The organism is Candidatus Collinsella stercoripullorum (assembly GCF_027669965.1).
Classification (GTDB): Bacteria; Actinomycetota; Coriobacteriia; order Coriobacteriales; family Coriobacteriaceae; genus Collinsella; species Collinsella stercoripullorum.
This window is the reverse complement of sequence record NZ_JAQECM010000038.1, coordinates 1-23,731: the sequence shown is the minus strand read 5'-3', so window position 1 is coordinate 23,731 and position 23,731 is coordinate 1. Positions and strand designations below refer to the sequence as shown.

General features: G+C 68.8%; 19 protein-coding genes and 1 pseudogene. 8 read left to right on the top strand and 12 right to left on the bottom strand.

The window, feature by feature from the left end; translation table 11 throughout:
- On the top strand, positions 1 to 1,089 hold a 1,089-nt coding region (gene mobB, locus PHA29_RS07825; RefSeq protein ID WP_270849047.1), incomplete at its 5' end, for a molybdopterin-guanine dinucleotide biosynthesis protein B.
- Positions 1,090 to 1,287: 198 nt separating this feature from the next.
- Here the strand turns inward: mobB and pflA are convergent.
- The 5 genes from pflA to PHA29_RS07800 all read right to left on the bottom strand — a co-directional run bounded on the left by pflA (position 1,288) and on the right by PHA29_RS07800 (position 7,511).
- Positions 1,288 to 2,118: a pyruvate formate-lyase-activating protein gene (gene pflA / locus PHA29_RS07820; protein WP_270849045.1), complete on the bottom strand. Its 831-nt coding sequence runs from the start codon at positions 2,116 to 2,118 to the stop codon at positions 1,288 to 1,290.
- Positions 2,119 to 2,230: 112 nt separating this feature from the next.
- Entirely contained in the window at positions 2,231 to 3,280 is a 1,050-nt protein-coding gene (locus PHA29_RS07815; RefSeq protein WP_270849043.1) for a Gfo/Idh/MocA family protein, read from the bottom strand.
- A gap of 819 nt (positions 3,281 to 4,099) precedes the next feature.
- A complete protein-coding gene (grcA3, locus tag PHA29_RS07810) occupies positions 4,100 to 4,351 on the bottom strand; it encodes an autonomous glycyl radical cofactor GrcA3 (RefSeq protein WP_270404470.1) in 252 nt (83 codons plus the stop codon).
- A gap of 245 nt (positions 4,352 to 4,596) precedes the next feature.
- Positions 4,597 to 6,678 (bottom strand): formate C-acetyltransferase, encoded by a 2,082-nt coding sequence (gene pflB / locus PHA29_RS07805; protein ID WP_270404469.1) that lies wholly within the window; start codon positions 6,676 to 6,678, stop codon positions 4,597 to 4,599.
- Positions 6,679 to 7,130: 452 nt separating this feature from the next.
- Entirely contained in the window at positions 7,131 to 7,511 is a 381-nt protein-coding gene (locus PHA29_RS07800) for a PTS-dependent dihydroxyacetone kinase phosphotransferase subunit DhaM (RefSeq protein WP_270404468.1), read from the bottom strand.
- 264 nt (positions 7,512 to 7,775) lie between these two features.
- On the opposite strand from PHA29_RS07800, the gene PHA29_RS07795 reads away from it, so the two are divergent.
- From PHA29_RS07795 to PHA29_RS07770, 6 genes are all read left to right on the top strand, one after another.
- Complete coding sequence (locus PHA29_RS07795) at positions 7,776 to 8,804, top strand: SPFH domain-containing protein (RefSeq protein ID WP_270849040.1); 1,029 nt, start codon at positions 7,776 to 7,778, stop codon at positions 8,802 to 8,804.
- 187 nt (positions 8,805 to 8,991) lie between these two features.
- Complete coding sequence (locus PHA29_RS07790) at positions 8,992 to 9,180, top strand: Arc family DNA binding domain-containing protein (protein ID WP_270573735.1); 189 nt, start codon at positions 8,992 to 8,994, stop codon at positions 9,178 to 9,180.
- A gap of 32 nt (positions 9,181 to 9,212) precedes the next feature.
- Positions 9,213 to 9,353 (top strand): hypothetical protein, encoded by a 141-nt coding sequence (locus PHA29_RS07785; RefSeq protein WP_270404462.1) that lies wholly within the window; start codon positions 9,213 to 9,215, stop codon positions 9,351 to 9,353.
- A 161-nt stretch (positions 9,354 to 9,514) separates the two neighbouring features.
- Entirely contained in the window at positions 9,515 to 10,267 is a 753-nt protein-coding gene (locus PHA29_RS07780) for an ABC transporter ATP-binding protein (protein ID WP_270849039.1), read from the top strand.
- A gap of 2 nt (positions 10,268 to 10,269) precedes the next feature.
- Complete coding sequence (locus tag PHA29_RS07775; protein WP_270849037.1) at positions 10,270 to 11,934, top strand: hypothetical protein; 1,665 nt, start codon at positions 10,270 to 10,272, stop codon at positions 11,932 to 11,934.
- Between the two features lie 384 nt (positions 11,935 to 12,318).
- Positions 12,319 to 12,522 carry a hypothetical protein gene (locus PHA29_RS07770; RefSeq protein WP_270404457.1) on the top strand — a complete coding sequence of 68 codons (204 nt, stop codon included), beginning with the start codon at positions 12,319 to 12,321 and terminating at the stop codon, positions 12,520 to 12,522.
- A gap of 498 nt (positions 12,523 to 13,020) precedes the next feature.
- Here the strand turns inward: PHA29_RS07770 and PHA29_RS07765 are convergent, their stop codons facing one another.
- The 4 genes from PHA29_RS07765 to PHA29_RS07750 form a co-directional block, all read right to left on the bottom strand.
- Positions 13,021 to 14,661 carry an amidohydrolase gene (locus PHA29_RS07765; protein ID WP_270849035.1) on the bottom strand — a complete coding sequence of 547 codons (1,641 nt, stop codon included), beginning with the start codon at positions 14,659 to 14,661 and terminating at the stop codon, positions 13,021 to 13,023.
- Between the two features lie 164 nt (positions 14,662 to 14,825).
- On the bottom strand, positions 14,826 to 16,466 hold the full coding sequence (locus PHA29_RS07760) for an amidohydrolase (RefSeq protein WP_270849034.1): 1,641 nt from the start codon (positions 16,464 to 16,466) through the stop codon (positions 14,826 to 14,828).
- Positions 16,467 to 16,470: 4 nt separating this feature from the next.
- Entirely contained in the window at positions 16,471 to 17,853 is a 1,383-nt protein-coding gene (locus PHA29_RS07755; protein ID WP_270849033.1) for an MATE family efflux transporter, read from the bottom strand.
- Positions 17,854 to 18,539: 686 nt separating this feature from the next.
- The gene (locus tag PHA29_RS07750; protein ID WP_270849032.1) at positions 18,540 to 19,643 is read right to left on the bottom strand and encodes a helix-turn-helix domain-containing protein; all 1,104 of its coding nucleotides are present in this window, start codon (positions 19,641 to 19,643) and stop codon (positions 18,540 to 18,542) included.
- 222 nt (positions 19,644 to 19,865) lie between these two features.
- Between PHA29_RS07750 and PHA29_RS07745 the strand changes: the two genes are divergently transcribed.
- Complete coding sequence (locus tag PHA29_RS07745; protein WP_270404447.1) at positions 19,866 to 20,054, top strand: hypothetical protein; 189 nt, start codon at positions 19,866 to 19,868, stop codon at positions 20,052 to 20,054.
- Between the two features lie 70 nt (positions 20,055 to 20,124).
- On the opposite strand, the gene PHA29_RS07740 is transcribed toward PHA29_RS07745, so the two are convergent.
- The 3 genes and pseudogenes from PHA29_RS07740 to PHA29_RS07730 form a co-directional block, all read right to left on the bottom strand.
- Positions 20,125 to 21,711 carry an APC family permease gene (locus PHA29_RS07740; protein WP_270849029.1) on the bottom strand — a complete coding sequence of 529 codons (1,587 nt, stop codon included), beginning with the start codon at positions 21,709 to 21,711 and terminating at the stop codon, positions 20,125 to 20,127.
- Between the two features lie 289 nt (positions 21,712 to 22,000).
- Positions 22,001 to 23,218 carry an agmatine deiminase family protein gene (locus PHA29_RS07735; protein WP_270849027.1) on the bottom strand — a complete coding sequence of 406 codons (1,218 nt, stop codon included), beginning with the start codon at positions 23,216 to 23,218 and terminating at the stop codon, positions 22,001 to 22,003.
- Positions 23,219 to 23,416: 198 nt separating this feature from the next.
- Positions 23,417 to 23,731, bottom strand: a pseudogene (locus PHA29_RS07730) (amino acid:proton antiporter); the annotation flags it as partial.

Sequence of the window (23,731 nt, the reverse complement as noted above, 5' to 3'; positions counted from 1 at the left end):
CCGATCCCCGCATCGGGAGCGGGCGCGCGGCCCGATGGGCGCGTGGGCTTCCACGTGCTCGCCACCTGCGGCGTCACCGGCGTGACGGGCATCGAGATGGAGGCGCTCACCGCGGCCTCCGTCGCCTGCCTCACCATCTACGACATGTGCAAGGCCGTCGACCGCGGCATGGAGGTCGTCGACGTGCGGCTGCTGCGCAAGGAGGGCGGGCGCTCGGGGCTGTGGCAGCGCGCGGAGACCGGCCCCGACGGGCTCGCCGCCGAGGGGGCCGGGGGCGGGGACGCCGCCTCGGCGGAGGACCGGGCGGCCGAGGAACCCGGGTCCGGGGGAGGCGCCGCGGCGGCCGTCCGGGCGGGAGACGTCCCGGGTGCGCCCGCGGCCTGTGCGGCGGGCAGCACCGACGTCGGCGCTGCCCCGGCGGACGGGAGGGGCCCGGGCGACGCGCCCCGTGCGGCCGGGCCCGATACGGACCCCGGCGTCGAAATCGTCGCGTCCTCCCCCCTCCCGGGCGGCCCGGGGAGCGGCACCCCCGCCCCCGCCATCGCCTTCATCGGCTATCAGAACTCCGGCAAGACCACCTTGGTGGAGAAGATCATCTCGCGCCTCACGCAGCGCGGCCTGCGCGTGGGATCGATCAAGCACCACGGCCACAAGGGCTTCGACATCGACCAGCCGGGGAAGGACTCCTGGCGCCACGCCCAGGCGGGAAGCCGCCATGTCGGGCTCATCGCCCCGGGCAGGTACGCCGAGTACGCCGACACCACGAGCGAGGAGGTCCCCGTGCGCGACCTGCTCACGCACTACACCGACGTCGACGTGGTGATCGTCGAAGGGTACAAGACCGCGGGCCTGCCCAACATCGTGGTGACGCGCTCGGGCGTCGACCGGCTGAGGGGGGACACCTCCTACGACCTCATCGACGGCAACACGCTGGCGGTCGCCTGCAACGACATCGTCGAGCGGGATTTCCGCCGGCGCGCCGCGAAGGCGGCCCGCGAGGACGGCGAGGCGGCGGAGCTGCCGCCCTTCCTGAGCATCAACGACGCGGCGGCCATCGTCAACTTCATCCTGAGGTGGCTCGGCAGGTAGCCGCGAGGGCTCGGGGGCGGCGGGCGGCCATGCCGCCGCTGCGGGACCGGCGCGCCGGACGATCCGCCGTCCCGCCACCCGCGTCCTGAGCCGCCGGCGGAACGGCGCCGGCTGCGCCATCGTAGGCGGCGCCGTCATCGGGACCGGCGACGCGGGCGGGACGGCCCCTTCCCCGGCATCGCCGGGCCCGACCCGGTATCAGGACGGGCGGCGGGCCGGCGACGCCCCCCGAGCTGCGCGCATGCCGCGCAGGACCGCCGCGCGCAGCTCCGGGATGCGTCCGGCGTCCATGGCCTCGGTCCCCGCGAGCGGGTAGGCCAGGCCCAGGCGCTCGTACTTCGACTCGCCCATCGTGTGATACGGCAGCATCTCCAAGCCGACCACGTTGCGCCACGGGGCGATGAGGCGCCCGAGCGCCTCGCACTCCTCGACGGAGTCCGTGTACCCGGGGACCACCACGTGGCGGATCACCGTGTCGATGCCGCGCCGCGCGAGCTCGTCGCCGAAAGCGAGGATGCGACCCGGGTCGCGCCCGGTGAGCCGGCGATGCCCCGCGGGGTCGGCGTGCTTGATGTCGAGCAGGACGAGGTCGGTCTCCGAAAGGACGCGCCCCCAGCGGTCGGGATGCTCCGGATCGAACGCGTATCCGCAGGTATCGAGGCAGGTGTGGACCCTGCCCGCGGGGCGCGCGTGCAGGGCGGCGAACAGGTCCGCCACGAACTCCGGCTGCAGCAGCGGCTCGCCGCCCGTCACGGTGACCCCGCCCGTGCGGTAATAGGCGCGGTTGGACTCGAAGCGCTCGACGAGCTCCTCGACCGTCGTCGGGGAGCCGGCGCCGGGTCCGGCGTCCCAGGTGTCGGGGTTGTGGCAGTACAGGCAGCGCATGGGGCAGCCCTGCAGGAAGACGACGAAACGGATCCCCGGCCCGTCGACGGTGCCCATGCTCTCCACCGAATGGACGCGTCCCATGGCGTAGCGCGTGCCCGGCGCGCCGCCGATCGGCTGCGAGCCGCCCGCCTCTTCCCTCATGCCGACCCTCTCCTCTCGTACATCCCGCCGGACGGGTATCCGGATGACGCCCCTTGCATACCGCGCGGGCGGCGGCCCGGCGCGGACCGGGGCCGCCCCGTCTGGCTGCGCGCTAGCCCCGCGGGAACTCGATGCCCGCCTGGCGGCGCGCCTCGTCCATGATCGAAAGCGACGTGCAGGTGATCTCCCCGAACGGCGCGGCATCGAGCCCGCCGCGCACGCAGGCGATGAAATCGGCCAGCTCGTAGCACATGTTGTTGTCGCACGCGGGGAACGCGAGGCGCTCCGTGACGTCCCCCTCGCTGAACTCGCCCGGGCGCTGGGCGCCCCCGACCGCCCGACCGCGCAGGAGGAGCTCCCCCTCGAGCGGGACGGACACCCCGCTGTAGGTGACGGTCCCCAGCTCGCCCTCGATCTGACACGGGAGCAGGTCCTGGCTGATCTTGGAGTACGAGAGCTCCACGACCTTGTCGGGATAGCGCGCCAGGATGGTCCCCGCCCCGTCGACGACCCCGCCGGTCTGCTCCGAATCCGGCCCGGAGATCAGCACGGGCGCGCACGTCACGGCATCGGGGGCGCCGAACAGCGCGACGCACGCCTCCACGCAGTAGACGCCGATATCCATGAGGGAGCCCGTCCCCATGCGCGCGTCGAAGATGTTGGTCTGCCGTCCGGCGAGCACCTCGTCATACCGGGAGGAGTACTTGCCGAAGCGCAGCGACGCCCGGCGCACCCGCCCGATCCGCGCGATCGCGTCGCGGATCGTCTGCATGCCGGGGTCGTGCACCGAGCGCATCGCCTCCATCGCCACCACCCCCGCTGAGCGCGCCGCGTCCAGGATCGAGCGGGCGTCGGCCTCGCAGAGCGCGAGGGGCTTCTCCACCAGCACGTGCTTGCCCGCTCGGACGCAATCGAGCGCCTGGGCGGCATGGAGGGCGTTCGGGCTCGCGATGTAGACCGCGTCGACCTCCTCGCATGCGAGCGCGGCATCGAGGCTCGTGAACGGGACGGTACCGCCGTGCTCGGCGGTGACGCGCGCCGCACGCTCCCGGTCGCGCGACACGCTGCCCACGTACCGGGCGTCCTCGGACGCGTTCAGGACGGAGATGAAGCTTTCGGAGATAGAGCTGGTGCCGACGACGGCGAACCCCAAGCAAGCCATAGATGCCTTCCTTCCTCTTGGAACGAGCCGCGGCGGCGGGCGCGTCGACGCACGGCCGCGCGCGGTGCATGTCCAAGAGCATATACCAGCGCGTCCGCGCCTGCCGGCAGCGCCCCTCCCGCCGGGAGCTCTCGTCGAGGCGGGAAACCGGCGGCGCCGGCGCCCGCAGGCGCTCCGCAGTAGCGGGGAACCGACGGCCGCTGCTACCCGGAGCGCCCGCGGGTACTCGCCGAGGTGAGGAGCCGGTGCCACCGGCACTCGCAGGCGCCCCGCGGAGGGGCAACCCGGAGCCCGAGATGCCGACGCGTCCGGGTGCCCGTATCCGATTCGCCTCTATTGCATATCTACGGAGGATGAGCTGGCCGTATCGCGAATCTGATGCATAGAGATAGAGGCGCTTCGGAATCGGGCCCCGAGGGGGTGGTCAAAAATGACGCGATTTGTGAATTACCATCTGATCGGTGGCATTATCTCGAGCCACTCCCGTCGAAAACCCGCAGAATCAGATTGTCCGAAACACGATGTTCTACCGAGAACCGGCTCGCATCCGCTCCTACGCGGTATGCATGTTCGCAAATCGGCCCATTTTTGACCACCCCCTACCCGTCCGGGCCTCGGGAACGCTTTTCGGCTACCGATGCGAGCGCAGGGCAGTCGGATGGACGGCGGGTCGCCGAGCGGGATTCATGCCGCCAAACGAACACAGCGGTCATCCACGCGACCCTCCTGCCCCCAAGCCGATGCGGCAGGCAGCCGAGCGGGCCCCGAGCCCTCGGCCCGGGGCCCGTCGGGGGCGGCGGGTCGGCCGTCCGCGCGCCCCTACATCGCCTCGTGGAAGGTGCGCGAGATCACCTCGTCCTGCTGCTCGCGCGTGAGGTTGTGGAAGTTCACCGCATAGCCGGAGACGCGGACGGTGAGCTGGGGGTACTTCTCGGGATGGGCCTGCGCGTCCAGCAGCGTGTCGCGGTTGAACACGTTCACGTTCAGATGGTGCCCGCCCTGCTCCGCATACGCATCGAGCATGCTCACCAGGTTGTCGGCCTGGGACTGGGCGACGTCGGAAACCTTCATGATGAAACTCCTGTTCTCAAGTCATGCCGCGGTACGACGGGATGCCCCCGTACCGGGCGCTCTGTCAACGTGCGGGCTGCACCGCCGGCACGCCGGCGGGTTCCGTGCCGACCCGGAATCGAAGAGCCCGCTGGGGACGCCGCCGGCGCCCGGGCTCCACCCGAGGGCGCCGGCGGCGGATGAGACCGCACCTCCGCAGGGGACGCGACGCGCCGCAGCGCCCGCCTCCCCCGCCGGTGGGGTCGTCAGCAGCAGTCGCAGCTGGGCGCGGGGTTCTCGAACGAGAACTCCCCCAGGTCCACATCGCCGAAGAACACCTCGGCGTCCTTGCCGAGCGCGCCCGGCACGATGGAGAAGGTGTTCGAGATGCCGTCCTGGGCGTCGCGGAACGGCAGCTTGGCGACCGAGGACAGCGAGGCGATCGCGCCATGGCTGTCGCGCCGGTGCATGGGGTTGGCGCCGGGGGCGAAGGGCTCCCCGGCCGCGCGCCCGTCCGGCGTGGCACCGGTCTTCTTGCCGTACACCACGTTGGACGTGATGGTCAGCACGGAGGTGGTGGGCACGGAGTTGCGGTAGGTGTCGTTGCGGCGCACGTACTCCATGAACTCGTGTACCACGTCGTGGGCGATGCGGTCCACGCGGTCGTCGTCGTTGCCGTACTTGGGGAAGTCCCCCTCGATATCGAAGTCCACGATGACGCCGTTCTCATCGCGCACGGGGTGCACCTTGGCGTACTTGATGGCCGACAGCGAGTCCGCGACGACCGACAGGCCCGCGATGCCCGTGGCGAACCAGCGGTGCACGTGGTGGTCGTGCAGCGCCATCTGGATCGCCTCGTAGCAGTACTTGTCATGCATGTAGTGGATGATGTTCAGCGTGTTCACGTACACGCCGGCCAGCCACCGCATCATGTCCTTGTACTTCGCGACGACGTCGTCGTAGTCGAGCGTATCCCCCTCGACCGGGCGGTACGCCGGGCCAACCTGCTTCTTGGAGACCTCGTCCACACCGCCGTTCAGCGCATAGAGCAGGCATTTGGCGAGGTTCGCGCGGGCGCCGAAGAACTGCATCTCCTTGCCGACGCGCATGGACGAGACGCAGCAGGCGATCGCGTAGTCGTCGCCATGGTAGACGCGCATGACGTCGTCGTTCTCGTACTGGATGGACGAGCTCGCGATGGAGGTCTTGGCGCAGAAGTCCTTGAACCCGCGCGGCAGCCGCGTGCTCCACAGCACGGTGAGGTTGGGCTCCGGCGAGGTGCCCATGTTCTCGAGGGTGTGCAGGTAGCGGAAGCTCATCTTGGTGACGAGCGTGCGGCCGTCCACGCCCATGCCGCCGATGGACTCGGTGACCCACTGCGGGTCGCCCGAGAACAGGTTCTGGTACTCGGGCGTGCGGGCGAACTTGACCATGCGGAGCTTCATGATGAAGTGGTCCACGAACTCCTGGATCTGCTCCTCGGTGAAGGTGCCGCGCGCCAGGTCGCGCTCCGCGTAGATGTCGATGAAGGTCGAGGTGCGGCCGATCGACATCGCCGCGCCGTTCTGATCCTTGACCGCCGCGAGGTAGGCGAGGTACATCCACTGGATGGCCTCCTGGGTGTTCGCCGCCGGGCGCATGATGTCGAACCCGTAGATACGGCCGAGCTCGGCCAGCTGATGCAGGGCGCGGATCTGCTCGGCGAGCTCCTCGCGGTCGCGGATGACGGCCTCGGTCATGGTGTGCGGCGTGGCGGCCTTCTGGGCCTCCTTGTCGCGGATGAGGAAGTCCAGGCCGTAGAGCGCCACGCGGCGGTAGTCGCCGATGATGCGGCCGCGGCCGTAGCCGTCGGGCAGGCCGGTGATGATGTGCGCGCTGCGGCAGGCGCGCATCTCAGGCTTGTAGACGTCGAAGACGCCCTGGTTGTGGGTCTTGCGCTTGGTGGTGTAGATGTCCACGATCTCGGGGTCGACCTGGTAGCCGTGCTGCTCGGCCGCCTGGCAGGCGATGCGGATGCCGCCGTTCACGTGCAGGGCGCGCTTGAGCGGGCGGTCGGTCTGCAGGCCGACGATCGTCTCCAGCTCGGGGTGGTCGGCGTCGATGTAGCCGGCCGGATACGCCGTGATGCCCGTCACGACCTTCGTCTCCATGTCGAGGACGCCGCCGAGCTCGCGCTCGCGCTCGAGCAGGCCGAGCACGGTGCCCCAGAGCCTCTCGGTGCGCTCGGTCGGCCCTGCCAGGAACGAGCCGTCGCCCTCGTAGGGGGTGTAGTTGCGCTGGATGAAGTCGCGCACGTCGACCTCGTCGGTCCAGACGCCCCCGGTGAAACCTTCCCATGCCTCTTGCATTTCGGTAACCACGCTCCTCGCGGTCCGTGCGCGCTGGGCGCGCGTGTGGGTGGGTACTCGAGGCGAAGCGGCCGGGTGCGCCCCCGGACGGGCTCGCACCCGACCGGAGACAGGCGATGGCGCGCGGAAGGGCCCGCCGCGCATCTCGCAGGGCGAGGCGCCGGCGCGGGCATCGTGTCATCCATCCGGCCGCTCGGCTTCAAGTGTAAGCCGAAGATAACATACGACCGGAGGATTCAATCTGTCAGTTTTATCGATGTTTACGTGCACTTGAAAAACACCGGGCCGCGCCGCGCGGCGGAGGCGGACGCCTCCCACGGACCTTGGCGCGGACGGGCCGACGGGCCCCGCGCAGATGTGCCCCGATGCAGACGCGCCCGCGCGGATGCGCCCCCCGGGCGCGGACGGGGCCGCCGTACCCGCGCGGATGCGCCCCGATGCGGGCGCGCCTCCTAGAACTTGCGCAGCGAGCGGAGCGAGGAGAGGGACTCCATGATCGGGCCGAGCGGGGTCTCCGCCTGCGCTTGGACCGTGGCCTCCACCGCCCCCTCCACGAACGGGCAGTCCACCATGACGACGCCGGGGTCAGCCAGGTCCGCGAGGACCATCTTCACCACGGCGGCGGAGGCGCCCATATCGGGCAGGACGATGACCCCGTCCGGACCCGACACCTCCGCGATCGCCGCGCGCACCCGCACGTAGCTCGTACCGAACGAGCCGTTGGGCATCCCCCCGGCGACGGCCACCGCCGCGTCCGGGGCGACGACCCGCGTGTAATCGCGCAACGCTTCAGCGAGCGCCCGCGAATGCGAGGCTAAAACGATACCAACCATGAGCGTATTCCCCCTGCCCAGTTGAATGTACGCACATGGTACCCAAATCACCCCCCGGCATAAGCGCCGGCGGCATGCCCGGTGGCGCCGTACCGTTCGCCGATTCGGCAAACGGTTCTTGACGCGACATCAATGTGATATCACAATGGCATCAACGAGCGGCACGGAGCTTCTCGTTCGGGGAGTGCCCCCCCCCCCGAGGCAATACGGGGCAGCGCCCGGGCGGTCACGCAAACGCGGGCGGTATGTTCGAAAGGAACTTCAATGAGCGTGGAGAAGCAGATCAAGGCCAAGTCCGGCTGGGGCATGCTGGCGGCGGTGTCGATCGCGCTGATAGCCATCATCGCCGTGTTCATCGGCTCCATCGTCGGCATGGCGAGCACGCCCGAGAACGAGGCCAACCCCCTGCTCGTCATCCTGCTGGTCGCGAGCATCATCCTGTTCGTCGTCTGGTTCGTCCCCGTCTGCGGCTTCTTCGCCCTGCAACCCGGCCAGGCGCGCGTGTGCATCCTGTTCGGAGACTACAAGGGAACCGTCCGCGACGAGGGGTTCCTGTGGGCCAACCCCTTCTACAGTCGCAGCATGGGCACCAACTCCGCGGCGGAGGACGCCGTGGCGAGCGCCGTCAGCAAGAGCGGGCTGTCGCTCTCCAAGTCCATCGAGACCGCCGCCAAGGCGGCGTCCGGCCTGTCCACCAAGGTCTCGATCCGCGCCCGCACGCTGAACGGCGAGGTCCTGAAGGTCAACGACAAGGTGGGCAACCCCATCGAGATCGCCAACGTCGTGGTGTGGCACGTGGAGGACACCGCCAAGGCGCTGTTCGACGTCGATAACTACGAGCAGTTCGTCGCCACCCAGGCGGAGACCGCGCTGCGCCACGTGGCGAGCGTGTACGCGTACGACCACATGGAGGACACCTCGGATTCCAGCAGCTCCATCACCCTGCGCTCCAACATCGAGGAGGTCTCCGAGGCCCTGCGCCGCGAGCTCTCGCAGCGCCTGGCGCCGGCGGGCGTCGCCGTGGACGACGCGCGCCTCACCCACCTCGCCTACGCACCGGAGATCGCCCAGGCCATGCTGCGCCGCCAGCAGGCCGAGGCCGTCATCGCCGCGCGCAAGAAGATCGTCGAGGGCGCCGTCTCCATGGTGGAGATGGCCGTGGACGAGCTCTCCCGCGGCGGCCAGATCTCGCTGGACGAGGAGCGCAAGGCGCAGATGGCCTCCAACCTCATGGTCGTGCTGTGCGGCGAGTCCGAGGCCAAGCCGATCGTGAATACCGGCTCCCTGTACTAGCCCGGCGCGCACGTCCCCCGAGGACCGGCCCCGGGGGACGCCGAACGACCCTTCCCGGGGCATGCCGGCCGCGCACGACGGCCCGGCCGGCGCCCCATCCCCCATTCGACCGGCGGCCCGGCCATGACCGGGCCCGCTCGACCGGCAAGTCGGAACGCCCGCCGGCTTGTTGAAGCAGGTGACCAGATTGGCACGCAAGCAGTACCCGCTCCGCATCGACCCCGAGATCTGGGAGGCCGTTCAGCGCTGGGCGGATGACGAGATGCGCAGCGCCAACGGGCAGGTCGAATGGATCTTGCGCGATGCGCTGAAGCGCTACGGGCGCCTGCCGGGAGGCAAGCGCCCCCAACGAGGCGACGAAGACACAACCGAATAGCGCCGCCGCGCGCGGCGCGCGAAGGAGCAGGCATGGACGCCATCCGGTTCTGGACCATCGCTGAGACGGTCCTCTCATTCCTCGTACCGATGTTCATCGAGCTAGGGTATCGCGGAGCCGGCCTCTCGCCGCAGGCGATCGAGACGATGCTCGAGGTCGCGGGCCTCCTGTAGCGGGACCCCGCGGGCGGGCCCGCAGCCAAGGCGGGCGGCGCCGCGCGAGCCCGCCGGCGCCGAACGCATCGACCACCGAGACGAAGGCCGCCGGCCGAAACCGCAGCCAAGGCGGGCGGCGACGCACCCGACCACCGACACCCATCCGCAAGGAGGAGACCATGGAACACCTGAACCAGACCACCCCGTCGCAGCACCCCGTCCTCGATATCCAGGGCTTCTGCAAGCGCTACGGCGACAAGACCGCCGTGCGCGACCTCACCCTCACCGTCGAGCCCGGCGACATCTTCGGCTTCATCGGCCACAACGGGGCCGGCAAGACCACGCTCATCCGCTCCATCGTGGGCGCCCAGCGCTTCGAGGGCGGCACCATCCGCATCTGCGGGCACGACGTGGTGGGCGACCCGCTCGCCGCGAAGGCCCTCACCGCCTACGTGCCCGACAACCCGGATGTCTACGAGTTCATGACCGGCATGCAGTACCTCGCCTTCCTGGCCGACGTCTTCCGCATACCCGCCGAGACGCGCACGCGGCGCATCTCGCAGCTCGCCGAGTGCCTCGGCCTCTCCGACGCGCTGGGCGACACGGTGGGCACCTACTCGCACGGCATGCGCCAGAAGCTCGTGCTCATCGGCGCGCTCATGCACGGGCCGCGCCTGCTCGTGCTCGACGAGCCGTTCGTCGGGCTCGACCCGGTGGCGTCCCATGAGCTCAAGGGGATGCTGCGCGAGCTGGCCGACCGCGGGAGCGCGGTGTTCTTCTCATCGCACGTGCTCGAGGTCGTCGAGAGGCTCTGCGACAAGGTCGCCATCATCCGCGGCGGCGAGCTGCTCGCCTGCGGCCCCACCGAGCAGGTCCGCGGCGATTCCTCGCTCGAGGACGTCTTCCTCGAGCTCGTCGAGAAGGAGGCCTGATCGTGCGCGACTTCCTGACGCTGCTGCGCGTGCAGCTGCTCGCCCTCGCCAACTCGCTCGCCCCCAACACACAGGGCGCGCCGCGCGCCGCGCGCATGCGCCGCATCGCCCTCGCCGCCGTGCTCGCGTTCCTGCTGGCCACCGTGTTCGCGGTCTACGCCGCCCTCGCGGCGATCGGGCTCGCCGAGGCGGGGCTGGCCGATGCGATCCCGGCCCTCGCCGTCCTCATCGGGTCGCTCGCGGGCGTGGCGTTCACCTTCATGAAGGCGCGCGGGACCCTGTTCGGCGCACGGGACCACGACCTCGTCATGGCCCTTCCCATCCCGCGCCGCACCGTGGTCCTCGCCCGGATGGCGGCCCTGTTCGGCAGCGCCATCGTCATCGCCCTCCTGCTCATGGTCCCGCCCTACGTCGTGTTCTTCGCCTACGTGGGGCCCGCACCGGCCACCGTCGCCTTCGCGGTGCTGAGCGTACCGCTGGCACCGCTCGCCCCCACCGCGCTCGCGACCTTCGCGGCCTTCGGCGTCACGGCGCTCGCGACGCGCTTCCGTCGCGCCAACCTCGCCTACGCGGCGCTCGGCATGCTGCTCATGATGGGCGTGATCGCCGCCTCGTACAGCTTCTCGTTCTCCGCCGGCGTCGACGAGCAGGCGACGCTGGCCGCGACGGCGAGCATGGCGGCGGCGCTCAGGGACATGGTGGAGACCGCGTGGCCGCCCGCCGCCTGGGCCTCAAGCGCCGTCGTCGACGGCTCCGTCACCGGGTTCGCGCTGCTCGCCCTCGCGGAGCTGGGGGTCACGGCGGTCTGCGTCGAGATCATGCAGCGCTGCTACCTCGGTCTCAACGGGGCGCTCGCCGGACGGGCCCGCAAGGCGGGAGGCGCGTCGGCCCTGCGGCGCTCCGGGCGGGTGCGCACCCCGTTCGCCGCGTTGGTGCGCCGCGAGCACCTCACGCTGCTGGGGATCCCCTCCTACGCGTTCAACTGCCTGTTCGGCTACCTGATGATGCTCGTCATCGCCATCGCGCTGTCCGCGATCGGCTTGAGCGACCTCGTCACGGGCGGCAGGTTCGACGAGCTGGGCCTCGACGCCCGGACGATGGGGCCGCTGCTCGACCGCATCTCCCTGATCATCCCCTGGGTGTTCGCGTTCTGCGCATCGACCTGCATGAGCGCCGCCGTCTCCGTCTCCCTCGAGGGGCGTTCGGCGTGGATCACCGCGACCGCACCGCTGTCGTCCCGGATGGTGCTCGGTGCGAAGCTCGCCTCCAACGCCATCCCCGTCGCGGCGGTGCTCGCGGTCTCGTGCGCCATCATGACGGTCGCGGGGGAGCTCTCGCCTGTCGGCGCGATCGAGATGCTCGCCGTGGGCTTCGGGGTGTTCTACCTCTGGGCGAACGTGGGACTCGGCATCGACGCCCGACGGCCGAACTACGCCTGGACATCCCCCAACGAGGTGGTCAAGCGCAGCGCGCCCATCACCGTGGGCATCATCGGGGCCCTGGTCTGCGTATTCGGCGGAGGGGCGCTCACCTTCGGCTTCCTGCCCGACGCCGTCGGCATGGGAGCGACGCACGCGGTCATGGTGGCGCTCGGCATCGTCGGGACGGTCGCCGGCCAGCTGGTGTTCGAGAGCAGCGTGCGCGCGGCTCGCCTCGGGGCCGAGTGAGCCTGAGGCCGGGCCGGTGCCGGCTCGATGTCCGGGCCCGGTTCGGCTTGCCGTCCGGGCCCGGTCCGACTCGTCGCCCGCGACCGGTCCGGCTCGGTATCCGAGCCCGGTCCGGTTTGTCACCCGCGATCGGTCCGGCCCTCCTCCATCCCTCCACATCGCCGACCGTTGAGGGCTCGCAAGTATGCCGTTGGGCGCGTCCGCGAAGGCTTAAGCGGTTCTTCAGACTAGCGACCCCCTGGGAGCGGTACATTCCCATTGCGCACGATGAACGACCGCCGGCCCGCACCGGGCGCCGCCCGCACCGGGCGCGTCGACCGGCAACGCTGAACAGGAGATGATCGCATGCGCAGGACATCCAAGGAAAAGGAGAAGCCTCACCTCATGAACACCGCAGACGCCGACCTACCCGACGCCGACCCCGCCCCGGCCAAGCCCAGGCGCCGCAAGCGCTCCGAGGACCAGCGACTCAACCTCAAGCGCTCCTACCAGGCGTTCCTGGAGACGGCCCGCAAGGTGGGCGGAGCGGCGAAGGTGCCCGCCCCTTCCGAGACGTGGCACGCCCGCCCTTACGCGGCGTCGGTCTAACGGCAACGCGCCGTCCATAGGCGAACGCATGAGCCGGGTCCCGTCGATGACGGGGCCCGGCGCTTTTTTTGCACGGCACCGCCGTGTTCCAGCGGCTCCCCGCGACCCGGCGCTGTCCCGTCCCGACGGCTCCCCGCGACTGGGCGCTATCCCGCCCCGACGGCTCCCCGCAACCGAGGGCGTCCGGTGATCCCGTCAGCGACCATGGCGTCGCGGAAAGGCGCTTACCCACGACTGGAGACGTCCGTCTTGGCAGGATTATCCGCGATCGAAGCTGTCCGCCTTGGCAGAATTGCGGTATTGTGTGCATCTTTCCGGGATGCCGGCCGCGTCGGCCGCCCCGGTTTCCCGTCAACTGGGGTTTTGCCGCACGTGGGACCCGCTCTGCCGCCTGCCCCGGAAAAGATGCACACACTACCGAAAAACGGCCAAAGCGGCAGGGGCCGAGAGCGGCGGAAACAGCCGGGCCGACGGCTGTGCACTCGCGGAAACCGCAGGTCACCGCGTGTAGACCACCTTCCCGCCCACCAAGGTCATGACGACCTCCGCGGCGCGGATCAGCTCGGGGTCCACGGGGGACTCGGGACTCCCCACGATGTCGCGGTCGAGCACGGCGATATCCGCGAGCTTGCCCGGCTCGAGCGTCCCCGTCTCCTCCGCGCGCCCGCAGGCTGCGGCCGACCCGCGCGTGTAGGCGCGCACGGCCTGCGCCGCGCTCAACCGCTCGTCCGGCGCCCAGCCGCCCTCAGGCAGACCGCTCACCGCATCGCGGCGGGTCACGGCGTCGTACAGGACCGCGCGGCTGTCGATGTCCACGACCGGCGCATCGGTCCCGAACGAATAGGAGACCCCCGCCCTCTCGTAGGACGCGAACGGCCACATGCGCAGCGCCCGCTCACGTCCCAGGTCGCGAACGGTCCCCTCGGGATCGAGGGTCGCATGGGGCGGCTGCACGTTGGCGAGGACGCCGAGCTGCGCCAGACGCGGGATGTCCCCGTCGTCTATCCGTTCGAGGTGCTCCAAGCCGTACGCCCCGACGCGCGGCCGTCCGTAGGTATCGATGGCCTCGGCGAAGATGTCGAGGGCGGTTTCCACCGCGCGGTCGCCGATGGTGTGCACGCGCACCGCGTACCCGGCAGCCGCCGCGCCGAGCACGAGTCGGCGCATGCGCTCGGGGGCCACCGTCGGGTGCCCGACGTCATCCGGACCGTCCGCGTTCGCGTACGGCTCGTGCAGCCAGGCGGTGTGCGTGGAGGTGACCCCGTCGAAGAACTGCTTGAGACCGCCCAGACGGACGAAGCGGCTCCCGGCGAATCGCGCCTCGATCCCCCGAGCGCGCGAGAGGTCGTCGAGCGCCGTCGGGAACAGGCTGACGCGCAGGTCCAGCCTCCCGTCGCGATCGAAGCGCGCGAGGACGTCGTCGCAGATCATATCCGCCCCCGGCAGCGCGAACAGGGCGAGGTCCCCCACGCCCGTGATGCCGTTGGCGTGCAGGTCGCCGATGAATGCGGAGACGGCCTCGTCCTCCTCCTCGCGCGAGAAGCGGTAGATGCGCGGGAAGAGGTCGAACGCCGCCGTCTCCTGGACGATGCCCGTCAGGCGGCCCGAGGCGTCCTTGCGGTAGATACCGCCCGGCGGCGGGACCGAGCCCTCGTCGATCCCCAGCTTGGCGAGGCCGGCCGAATTGAGCCACAGGGTGTGGACGTCGGCCCCCATGAGGCAGACCGGTCGGTCGGGATAGGCCCGGTCCAGGATGTCGCGGGTCGGCAGCGACGGATCGCGCCAGAGGGGGTGGTACCAGCCGTACGAGAGCATGAACTCGTCGCGCGGGCGCGCGTCCTCCACGGCTGCGAGCGCATCGACGCAGTCCTCGGCGCAGCTTCCCTCGCAGAACACCGAGAGCCGGGAGCGGTTCATGGCGGCGGTGTGGAAATGCAGGTGCGAGTCGATGAACCCGGGGCAGACGAAGGAGTCGCCCAGGTCGATCACCTCGGCCCCCTCGCCGCACCGGCCCAGGACCTCGTCGACGGGGCCCACATCCGCGATACGGTCCCCCGCGATCGCGACGGCCCCCGGCTGCGAGCGATCCCCCAGCGCGGTGAAGACCGCCGAGCTCTTGAGCACCAGATCCGCGAACATGGAACCCCCTATCCGATAGCCGCCGCGAATAGCGCCTCCCCACCGGCACTCGTCGACGGGAGATGCGGCGAAAGCTCCCCGCAGGGGCTTCCGAACGCATGCTCGCATCGTCGCGAACGCCGAGCATGCGTATGGGACCCCGCGGGGAGCTCCGGTCGAAAAGACTACCTCTCGTACACGACCTTGCCGTTGAAGACCGTGAGGTCGACCTCGGTGTTCAAGATCTCCGCAGGTTCGACCGCGAACAGGTTCTTGGAGAGCACGATCACGTCGGCCGCCTTACCGGGCTCGAGCGTGCCGACCTCGTCCTCCATGCCCTCGCAATAGGCGGATCCGGCGGTGTAGGCGCTCAGCGCCTCGGCGAGCGCGATCCGCTGATCGGGCACCCAGCCCTCCTCGGGGGTGCCGTCGAACAGCTGGCGCGTGACCGCGGCGTAGACCTCGTGCAGGGGGTCGAGTTCGACGACGGGGAAATCCGTGGAGAGGGCCACGTGAGCCCCCGCATCCAGGAGCGAGCGGATGGGCCAGCAATACGGCAGGCGCTCAGGCCCGACCGCATCGTCCTTGGAACGGAACTCCAGGTCGAGGATCATGTGCATCGGCTGCATGCACGCCACGACGCCGATCTCGGCGAAGCGCTTGAGGTCGTCGGGCTGGATGGTCTCCACATGCTCCTGCACATGGCGCAGGCCCTTATCGCCGTAGCGCCGCTTCGCCTCGTCGAAGGCGTCGAGCGCCCAGTGCACCGCCGCGTCGCCGATCGTATGGATGCGCACCGGGTAGCCCGCCTCGCATGCGCGCAGCAGGTCGGCGCGGACCTGGGTGAGGTCCATGGCGGGCATGCCGTTGGTGGTGGCGTCGTTGGCATAGGGCCAGGCCATCCAAGCGGTGTGGTCGGAGCATACGCCGTCGATCAGGATCTTGAAGCCGTTGCAGGTGATGAGCGAGCCGGGCTTGTTGTACTCGGCCTGCATGCGCTCGATCTTCTGGATCAGGTCCTCGTGCTCGCCGCCCGCCAGCTGCGTGTAGTACGGCATGCGGAAGGGCAGCTCGCCGTCCTGCTCGAACTCGTGGAAGACCGCGAACGGGTCATCGTAGGAGACCCCTTCGGGGAAGACCACGCACACGGTGGTGAGGCCCAGGCGCTTGGCCTTCTCGAAGCCCTTGCGGTACGAGGCCTTCATGTCCTCCCATTCGGGGTGGAACAGGAGCGCGGTGAATATGTCGGTCGCCGTGTTGGAGAGAACGCCGGTGGGTTCGCCGGACTCGTCGCGCAGGATCTCGCCGCCGTACGGGTCGGGCGTGTCGCGCGTGATGCCCGCTCGACGCAGGGCCGCCGTGTTGACCGAGAAGGTGTGCATATCGACCTGCGACAGCACCACCGGGCGATCGGAGATCACCGCGTCGATCTGCGCCGCGGTGGGCATGAGCGGAGTCTCCCAGTTGAACTGGATGACCTCGTTGCCGTAGACCCACTCGTTGTCCGGATGCGCATCCGCCCACGTCTTGAGCGCGACGAGCGCCTCGTCGAGCGTGTCGGTGCCCCCGATATGCACGCAGAAGTCGGGGTCGTCCACCAGAGCGCCCTGGGTGAAATGGGTGTGGGAGTCGTTGAAGCCCGGCATGATGAGGCGGTCGCCGAACTCGCGCACCTCGGTGTCGGGCCCGATGAAGGGGGCGAGGGCCTCCTCGTCGCCGCATGCGACGATCTTGCCGTCCGCAATGGCGACGCCGCCCGCGAACGGTTCGCTCACCTCGCCCGTGAAGACCGCGTTGCTCTTCAAGACCAGCTCTGCGGTAGCCATGATGCTACGCCTCCTTCTTCTCGAGCGCGTTCAGACGCTTGAGCTCGATGACCACGAAAACCATGACGAGGGCGAACGTCAGCACGTCGGCGACGGGCTGGGCCCACCAGACGCCCTGGACGCCCATCATGCCGCCCAGGACGTAGACGGCCGGGATGGTGAAGAAGATGTACCGTGCGATACCGAGGACGGTAGCGATGACGACGCGCTCGACGCACTCGAAGTAGCTGCTGATAACCTGAGAGGACCAGCCGAGGGCACCGAGCAGGATCACGATGCGCGTGGCGTCCGCGGAGACGGAGGCGAGCTCCGGGTCGCCGGCGAACAGCAGGCAGATGGGGTATGCAGCCGCCCAGACGATGACGGTCACGACGGCGATGACGAGCACCTGGATGGTGAGCGAGGTCTTGAGGAGCTCCTTCATGCGCCCGTAGGCCTTGGCGCCCGCGTTGTAGGCGGCGATGGGCTGGACGCCGTAGGTGATGGCCTGGACCACCATCATGATGATGTAGACCACGTATCCGTTGATAACGGCGAAGGCGGCGATGTCGAGCGAGGAACCGAGGACGCCGAGCTGGTTGTTCACGACGGTGGTGTAGACCGAGCTCGTCGCCTGGAGCAGGAACAGCGGCAGGCCGATCTTGATGATCTGCAGGCACAGGCCGGGCTCGAGCTTGATGTCGGCGAGCCTGATCTGGAACACCGAGCGCTTCCCGCCCACGAAGTAGTAGATCACCACGAACCACAGGCCGATGGAGATCGCGTAGTACAGGCCGGCACCGGTGACGCCGAAGTTGAGCACGAACGTGGAGGCCGCCAGCCAGATAATCGCCACGACAGCGGACACGATCTGGATGGTCGCGGCGGCGTGGGGCTTCTCGTCGATGCGCAGCATGCCGCACAGCATCTGGCCGATCACGCAGAACGGCAGGCCGAGCAGGAACACGCGGATGGCGCCCACCGTGTCATCGAAGATATCGGGCGTGGCGCCGAGGAAGGTGACGAGGGGCTCGACGAAGATCTCCGCCAAGATGATGAGCACGACGATCAGGATCGTCGTGAGCCAGAAACCCTGGGAGAACGCATGCTTCGCGCCCTCGGTATCTCCGGCGCCCAGACGGTTCCCCGCCACGGTGGACACGCCGACGGCGAGCGCGCTGCCGAGCGCGACGTTCATCAGCTCCACCGACATGATGATGGACACGCAGGCGAGGCCGTGCGCACCCAATCCGTTGCCCATGATGATGCCCTCGAACACCACCATGATGATCTGGGCGATCATGCCCATGAAGGCGATCGATGCATACTTTACGAACAGCTTGGGAATCGGCTGGGTACCCAGCTCACGTTCTTCCTGCGCGGCCTTGACCGCATCTGTATCCGCCATATCCGTCTCCTTTCTGCGTTGTCTCGCGCCGCAAAGCGTCCATGCCCCGAGGCGCGCTCTCCGTACGCATCATGTTCCGACGGTCGCCCCGCCACTCGGCCGTTGTGGCCCGTGAACGGTGGGTTAATGCGGGTTACATCCCCTACCTGCGGGTTTACTGATTTAAACCACCGTTTACCGTGCGCGGTATCCGGCTAGACGGTCGTATGTGCGTCCTGGACACGATGCGGGGTCCATCCGTATGCGGATGGGACCACGACCCGACGTTCTCACAGCAGGCACAGGGGGTCCGTTGGAAAGCGCAACGGTAACAGGTTGTCAACGAGGCAGAAATGTGCGGGGATCGTCGCGCCGCGGGCATAGGGAGCCGAACGCCTGCCCCCGGAGAGATGGGGCCTGCCCCCGGAAGGGTGGAGTCTGCCCCCGGAGGGATGGGGCCTGCCCCCGGAACACCGATTTTCGCGCACCGTCCTGGAAATCGGTGTTGCGGGGGCAGGCCCCTCTGTTGCAGGGGCATAGGCGCCCGTTACGGTAGCGGGGGGGACCGGCTCGCGGCTGAAAGAATGCCCGTGAAGTGAAAACGACGCTTCCGGATGAACCCCGGGAGACCTGCCGGATGCATTCCTCACAAGGGAGCACGTCATCGTATCCGACTCGACAAGACGGCGCCCTCCCCGACGGCAACCTTACGAACTCCAGAAATCCCGAAGCAGCTCGTCCCTGCTGGAGACATCCGCCTTGCGATAGATGCGGTGCAGGTGCGCCTTCACGGTACCAGGCGAGATCGTGAGGGCGCTCGCGATGTTCTGGGTGTCCTTGCCATGCAGCAGCTCGCGCAGGACATCGCGCTCGCGCGCGGACAGGCCGCGGGCATCGCTGTAGAGCATCATGCGGCTCTCCAGCTCGCCGGCGATCATCTCCTTGCCGCCCGCGGAGACGCTTTCGATGATCTTCCGACCGACCGACGCCCCGGCACCTCCCTCGTCGCCGACATCCGCGGAGGCATCCGCGCGCGGCACATCGACGGGTGCGGGGGCGGCGGGCGCCCCCACGGGCGGATGGCTGAAGTACATGGAGAGCACCTGCTGGTTCTTGCGCAGCAGCTGCACCGCGCAGGCGACCATGAGCAGGTTCTCCGAGATGTTTCGCTCAGACATGTGCCAGAGGAACTGCGTCACGAAGGCGACGTCCTCGGGCGGGCGGTAGATCAAGATCATGAAGGTGTCCTCGAGCGCGATGCACGCAGCCAGCACGCACGCCAGCCGGTAGAACCGCTTGGAGCGCGCGAGGTCGAGCCGCTCCGCCTCCGATTCGGTATGGCGGTAGCACCACAGCGCGTATCCCAGGGAACCGATCACCGTCAGGTCGCGCACGATCCAATACGCCCACTGCTGCAGTGTGCTCGACATGCCCTCCTTGGGGACGAGGGCGAACGCCACGACCGTGTAGAGGGCGATGGGGATCCCGGCGTTCCTCCACCCGAGGTCCTTGTGGAGCCGCATGAGCATCCAGATCCACAGCGCACCGGTGAACAGCACGGACAGCAGCGCGCTCTCCCAGGGGTGCGTGAGCGGCAGGTCGAAGCTCTGCGGGTACTCGTACTTGCTGCGCGCGTACTCGTCGAAGAAGATGAGGGAGAGCTCCATCGCGTACAGGATGAAGCCCGACGCGCTCACCAGGCAATCCCGCCGGCGCGTCGCCATCCATACCGCGAGCGACAGCGAGCATGAGATCAGCGCGATGGCGAACAGCGCCACCGTGTACAGGAACCAAAGCGTGTTCATGGTCATGCCGTGCCTCACCTCTCGACCCGATCCGTCATCGGGAACCCACGCTGCCCTTCGCCTGCGCCCGTCGGCCTCCCGCATCCGACATGTCAAGAAGCCGTCAGGGGATTGCGAGCGAACTGTGCACATCTTGCAAGGTCACGGGCGCGTGGCTACACTGGCGACGGACGCTGCCGGTACGCAGCGCGCCCCCATTCCGTCCGTCACGCGATCGAAGGGAGCATCATGACCGTGACCGTTCTGCTCACCCAGACCCTCGCCGAGGCCGCCGCCTCCGTCAGGAACCGGTTCACCTATGAGGACATGGCCCCTGATCTCGGTGACAACGGCTGCCCCTATCTGGGGCATGTGCCCTATTTCGCGCCCAAGCTCACCTCCTGCGAGAAGAAGCGCTTCGCGGGCTCGACCCGCTAGCGCGCCCGCGGCGCGGCGCCCGCCGCACGCTCCCGCGAGGCCCCGGCGCCTCCGCTCAACGCACGCTACCTCATAGGCGTTCCCCCCGCGTTCCGTCCTCCCCGCCCTTCCGGTCGGAGGCGGGCTCGCGCCCGCCGTCGGACGCCTGGTCCGCTCCTGCAGGCGCCGTCTCCCCATCGGCGTACGCCGCATCCTCATCGGCGGAGCCCGAGGGCTCTCCCGCGTGCGCCCCGCCGTGCTCGTCGGTGTCCGCACCGCCCGCCGCGGACACCCGGCACATGCTCGCCGCACCCGGGTAGTCCCGGACGCGCCCCCGCTTGGAGACCACGCGCACGACCTCCCCCACCGCGAGCAGCACGACCGTCCCGATGAGCATGGGCAGCTTGGAGAGCTCCTCGGGGGAGCCGTTGAGCGGGACGATGGTCGCCACGATCGACAGCACGAGCTCGATCGCCGGCACCGCGAGCGCGATCGCCAGCAGCTTCCCCTCGAACGGAGCCCGGAACACGCGCGGCCGCGGATCGTACCGGCGCAGGCGCCAGAACGCCGGGAACATGGGGATGTAGCTCATGAGCAGGAACACCACGTTCATGGAGAACAGCAGCCAGAACACGTCCGAGTCCTCGCCCAGCGGGATCTGAAGAAGCAGGACCGCGCTGGCGATGGCGCCGTTCATGAGGGCGGAGCCGTTGGGCATGCCCGTCTTCCTCGACCGCAGGGAGAACGCGCGCGGCATGTTGCCGTGGCGCGCGGCGTAGCTCGCCACCGAGTTCACCCCGAACGACCAGCAGGTCATGTTGGCGAACAGGGTGATCAGGAACACCACCCCGACCACGACGGTGAGCGGGTGCGTGCTGCCGAGCATGACGCCCACCGCGTCGACGATGCCCGAATCGAGCGAGAGCTCCGAGGTGGGGACCGCGGCCCCGATCCCGATGCCGCACACGATGTAGACCGCCGCGATGGTTATGCCGCCCACCACGATGGCCCGGGGGATGTCGGCCGACGGGTTGCGCATGGAGCTCGTGAAGGTCGCGACGACCTCGAACCCCATGAAGTTGAAGAGAATCACCGAGAGATAGGTCAGCGACTCGGTATTCGAGAAGTCGGGAAGGAAGGTCGCCGGGCTCATGTCGTTGGCGAACCCGTGCGCGCTCGCGTACCAGATCCCCACCGCGCCCACGACGACGGTGATGAACACCTTGATCACCGCGCCGCCGTCCATGATCCAATCGGCTTCGGAGACCGGCGAGCACGCGAGCAGGGTCACGCCCCACACGAAGACGAGCTCCACCGCAAGGGCCACGGGCAGCGACAGCTCGACGCCCGAGATGGAGGCGATCACGCCGGGGAACATGCAGGCGAGGCTCGCCACCCACAGGGGGAAGTTGACCCAGTAGCACCACGAGCAGCGCGCGGCCCAGGCGTCGCCCAGCCCCTCGCGGACCCAGTCGTACAGACCGCCCTCGGAATCGTAGGTCGTGCCCAACTCGGCGACGACCAGCCCGTAGGGCAGAAGGAAGGTGAGGATGAGCAGCCCCCACCAGAAGAACTGCACGTTTCCCATGGCCGAGGCGGGGGCCGCGGCCTCGATGGTGAACACGACGCAGATCACGGAAAGCACCACGTCTATGAGAGAGAACTTCTTGCCAGACACCCTGGCCCCCTTCAAAAAAGCAGAGGGCCGCGCCGACGGGTAGGCGCGGCCCCTGTGGCCTCAGACAGGCGATCGCCATATAGGCGGATATATGCGCGGACTCGATCACGCGGTCCGCGATGCCGGCCATGCCGGCCGCATCCGGTGCGGCGCACGGGGCGATGACCAAAAACGACCCCGTTCCCAAACACGCCACGGCGCGCGGGGCGATGACCAAAAACGACCCCGTCCCCAAACGCACCACCAGGGACGGGGCGGCCGAAGCGGCCCCGTCCCACGATGCGTCGAACTACGCGCTGGGCTCCTGCTGCGTGATGCAGTGAATGTTGCCGCCGCCGTAGACGACCTGCTCGGACTTGACGCCCACGCAGGTGTAGACGCCCTCGCCCCAGGTCTCGTCGTAGATCTTCTGGAGGGTCTCCACGGCGAGCGCGTCGTTCTCGTCACCGTACTGCGGGACGATGACGCCGTGGTTGGTCACCAGGTAGTTCATGTAGGAGGCGATCAGCGGCTCATCGGGCACGCGCGGCTCGGCGTTCTCGTCGATGTCGATGGAGTCGCAGGAGGCCTGGTCCATGTACAGCGGGTTGACGGGCATGGGGAGCTTGTAGACCTTGAGCTTGCGGCCCTTGGCGTCGGTCGCGTTGGAGAGGGTCTCGTAGGCCTCATGGCACTGACGGTAGAACGGGTAGTCGGGGTCATCGGACCAGATGCAGGCCATGACGCCCGGGGCGATGAAGGTCGCCACGTCGTCGATGTGGCCGTTGGTCTCACAGGGGTCGATGCCCTCCTTGACCCAGATGACCTTCTCGACGCCCAGGTAGTCCTTCAGGTGCTCGTTCATGTACTCGCGCAGCTCCTCGCTCCAGGGCTGGAACTTGAGCGCGTAGGACGGCCACAGGTCGTCCTCGTCCTCCTCGACGCGCACGGCGGAGGCGGTGCGGCCGGGGGACAGCAGGCACTGGTCGGTCACGACGAGGGTGCCCTCGCCGTCGACGGTGATGGAACCGCCCTCGAGGATCATGTCATCGGGACGATAGCGGTCGCAGCGGGCGAACTCGGCCATCTTGAGGGCGATCTGCTCGTCCTTGTCCCAGGGGAAGTACAGGCCGTCGATCATGCCGCCGTAGGCGTTGAAGTGCCAGTGGTTGGCGCGCTTGCCGCCCTTGCCGTCGATCACGAAGGTGGCGCCGGTGTCGCGGAACCAGGCGTCGTCGGTGGTCATCTCGAGCACGATGATGTTGTCGCGGTTCTCGTACTTCTCGTCCTCGAAGACGGCCTTGCAGTTGGCGTAGTCAGCCTGGTTGACGCACATGACGACCGTGGTGAACTCGGCGATGGCGTTGGCGATGTCGGCGTACTGCGACTGGGCCGGCTTGGCGCCGTGGGCCCAGGTGTCGGTACGGTGGGGCCAGCCCATCCACACGCGATCCTGCGGGGCGAACTCGGCGGGCATGAAGTAGCCGTCGGCCCTCGGGGTGGATTCGGACTCGGTGATCGTACGCATGATGAAAACCTCCACTTTCATACGATCGGTACGGGAAACCTCGGTGCGGCGACGAGGACAGGTTGAGATCGCCGGGCCGGATAGCTATATGGGATCCGCTCATGGGAGCGGTGCGAGCGCGGCAGCCGACCTGTCCTTTGCCGCCGCGCTCGCGTAACGCGGCTCGTTACGCGCGCTGTGCGCGCATGCCCGCCGGGGCTACTTCTCCTCGGCCTCCTCGGCCAGGCGCTTGGCGGCGAGCTCGGGGGTGAGGCCCTTGTACTCCTCCTTGCGGTCGCGGGCGCTCCACACGCGCACGACCTCGCCCAGAAGCAGGATCACGATGAAGATGATCAGCATCGGGACCTTGTCGGCGATCTCGGCCTCGGAGAGGGGGACGACCGTCGCGACGATGGTGAGCACGAGCTCGATGCAGGGCACCGCGATGGCGACCTTCATGAGCGCGCCCTTGAACGGGAAGGTGAACACGCGCTCGCGGTTCGGGTCGTTCTTGCGCAGGTTGAGGAAGGCCGG

Bases quoted from the DNA above. Each gene is read 5' to 3' on its own strand.
- PHA29_RS07755 (WP_270849033.1), bottom strand. From the start codon at position 17,853: ATGGCGGATACAGATGCGGTCAAGGCCGCGCAGGAAGAACGTGAGCTG.
- grcA3 (WP_270404470.1), bottom strand. From the start codon at position 4,351: ATGAAGGTTTCCGACGTCGCCCAGTCCCAGGCCGACAACCTGGTGAGC.
- PHA29_RS07785 (WP_270404462.1), top strand. From the start codon at position 9,213: ATGGACGCCATCCGGTTCTGGACCATCGCTGAGACGGTCCTCTCATTC.
- PHA29_RS07765 (WP_270849035.1), bottom strand. From the start codon at position 14,661: ATGTTCGCGGATCTGGTGCTCAAGAGCTCGGCGGTCTTCACCGCGCTG.
- pflB (WP_270404469.1), bottom strand. From the start codon at position 6,678: ATGCAAGAGGCATGGGAAGGTTTCACCGGGGGCGTCTGGACCGACGAG.
- pflA (WP_270849045.1), bottom strand. From the start codon at position 2,118: ATGAGGGAAGAGGCGGGCGGCTCGCAGCCGATCGGCGGCGCGCCGGGC.
- PHA29_RS07795 (WP_270849040.1), top strand. From the start codon at position 7,776: ATGAGCGTGGAGAAGCAGATCAAGGCCAAGTCCGGCTGGGGCATGCTG.
- PHA29_RS07800 (WP_270404468.1), bottom strand. From the start codon at position 7,511: ATGGTTGGTATCGTTTTAGCCTCGCATTCGCGGGCGCTCGCTGAAGCG.
- PHA29_RS07760 (WP_270849034.1), bottom strand. From the start codon at position 16,466: ATGGCTACCGCAGAGCTGGTCTTGAAGAGCAACGCGGTCTTCACGGGC.
- PHA29_RS07780 (WP_270849039.1), top strand. From the start codon at position 9,515: ATGGAACACCTGAACCAGACCACCCCGTCGCAGCACCCCGTCCTCGAT.
- PHA29_RS07750 (WP_270849032.1), bottom strand. From the start codon at position 19,643: ATGACCATGAACACGCTTTGGTTCCTGTACACGGTGGCGCTGTTCGCC.
- PHA29_RS07735 (WP_270849027.1), bottom strand. From the start codon at position 23,218: ATGCGTACGATCACCGAGTCCGAATCCACCCCGAGGGCCGACGGCTAC.
- PHA29_RS07745 (WP_270404447.1), top strand. From the start codon at position 19,866: ATGACCGTGACCGTTCTGCTCACCCAGACCCTCGCCGAGGCCGCCGCC.
- PHA29_RS07815 (WP_270849043.1), bottom strand. From the start codon at position 3,280: ATGGCTTGCTTGGGGTTCGCCGTCGTCGGCACCAGCTCTATCTCCGAA.
- PHA29_RS07770 (WP_270404457.1), top strand. From the start codon at position 12,319: ATGAACACCGCAGACGCCGACCTACCCGACGCCGACCCCGCCCCGGCC.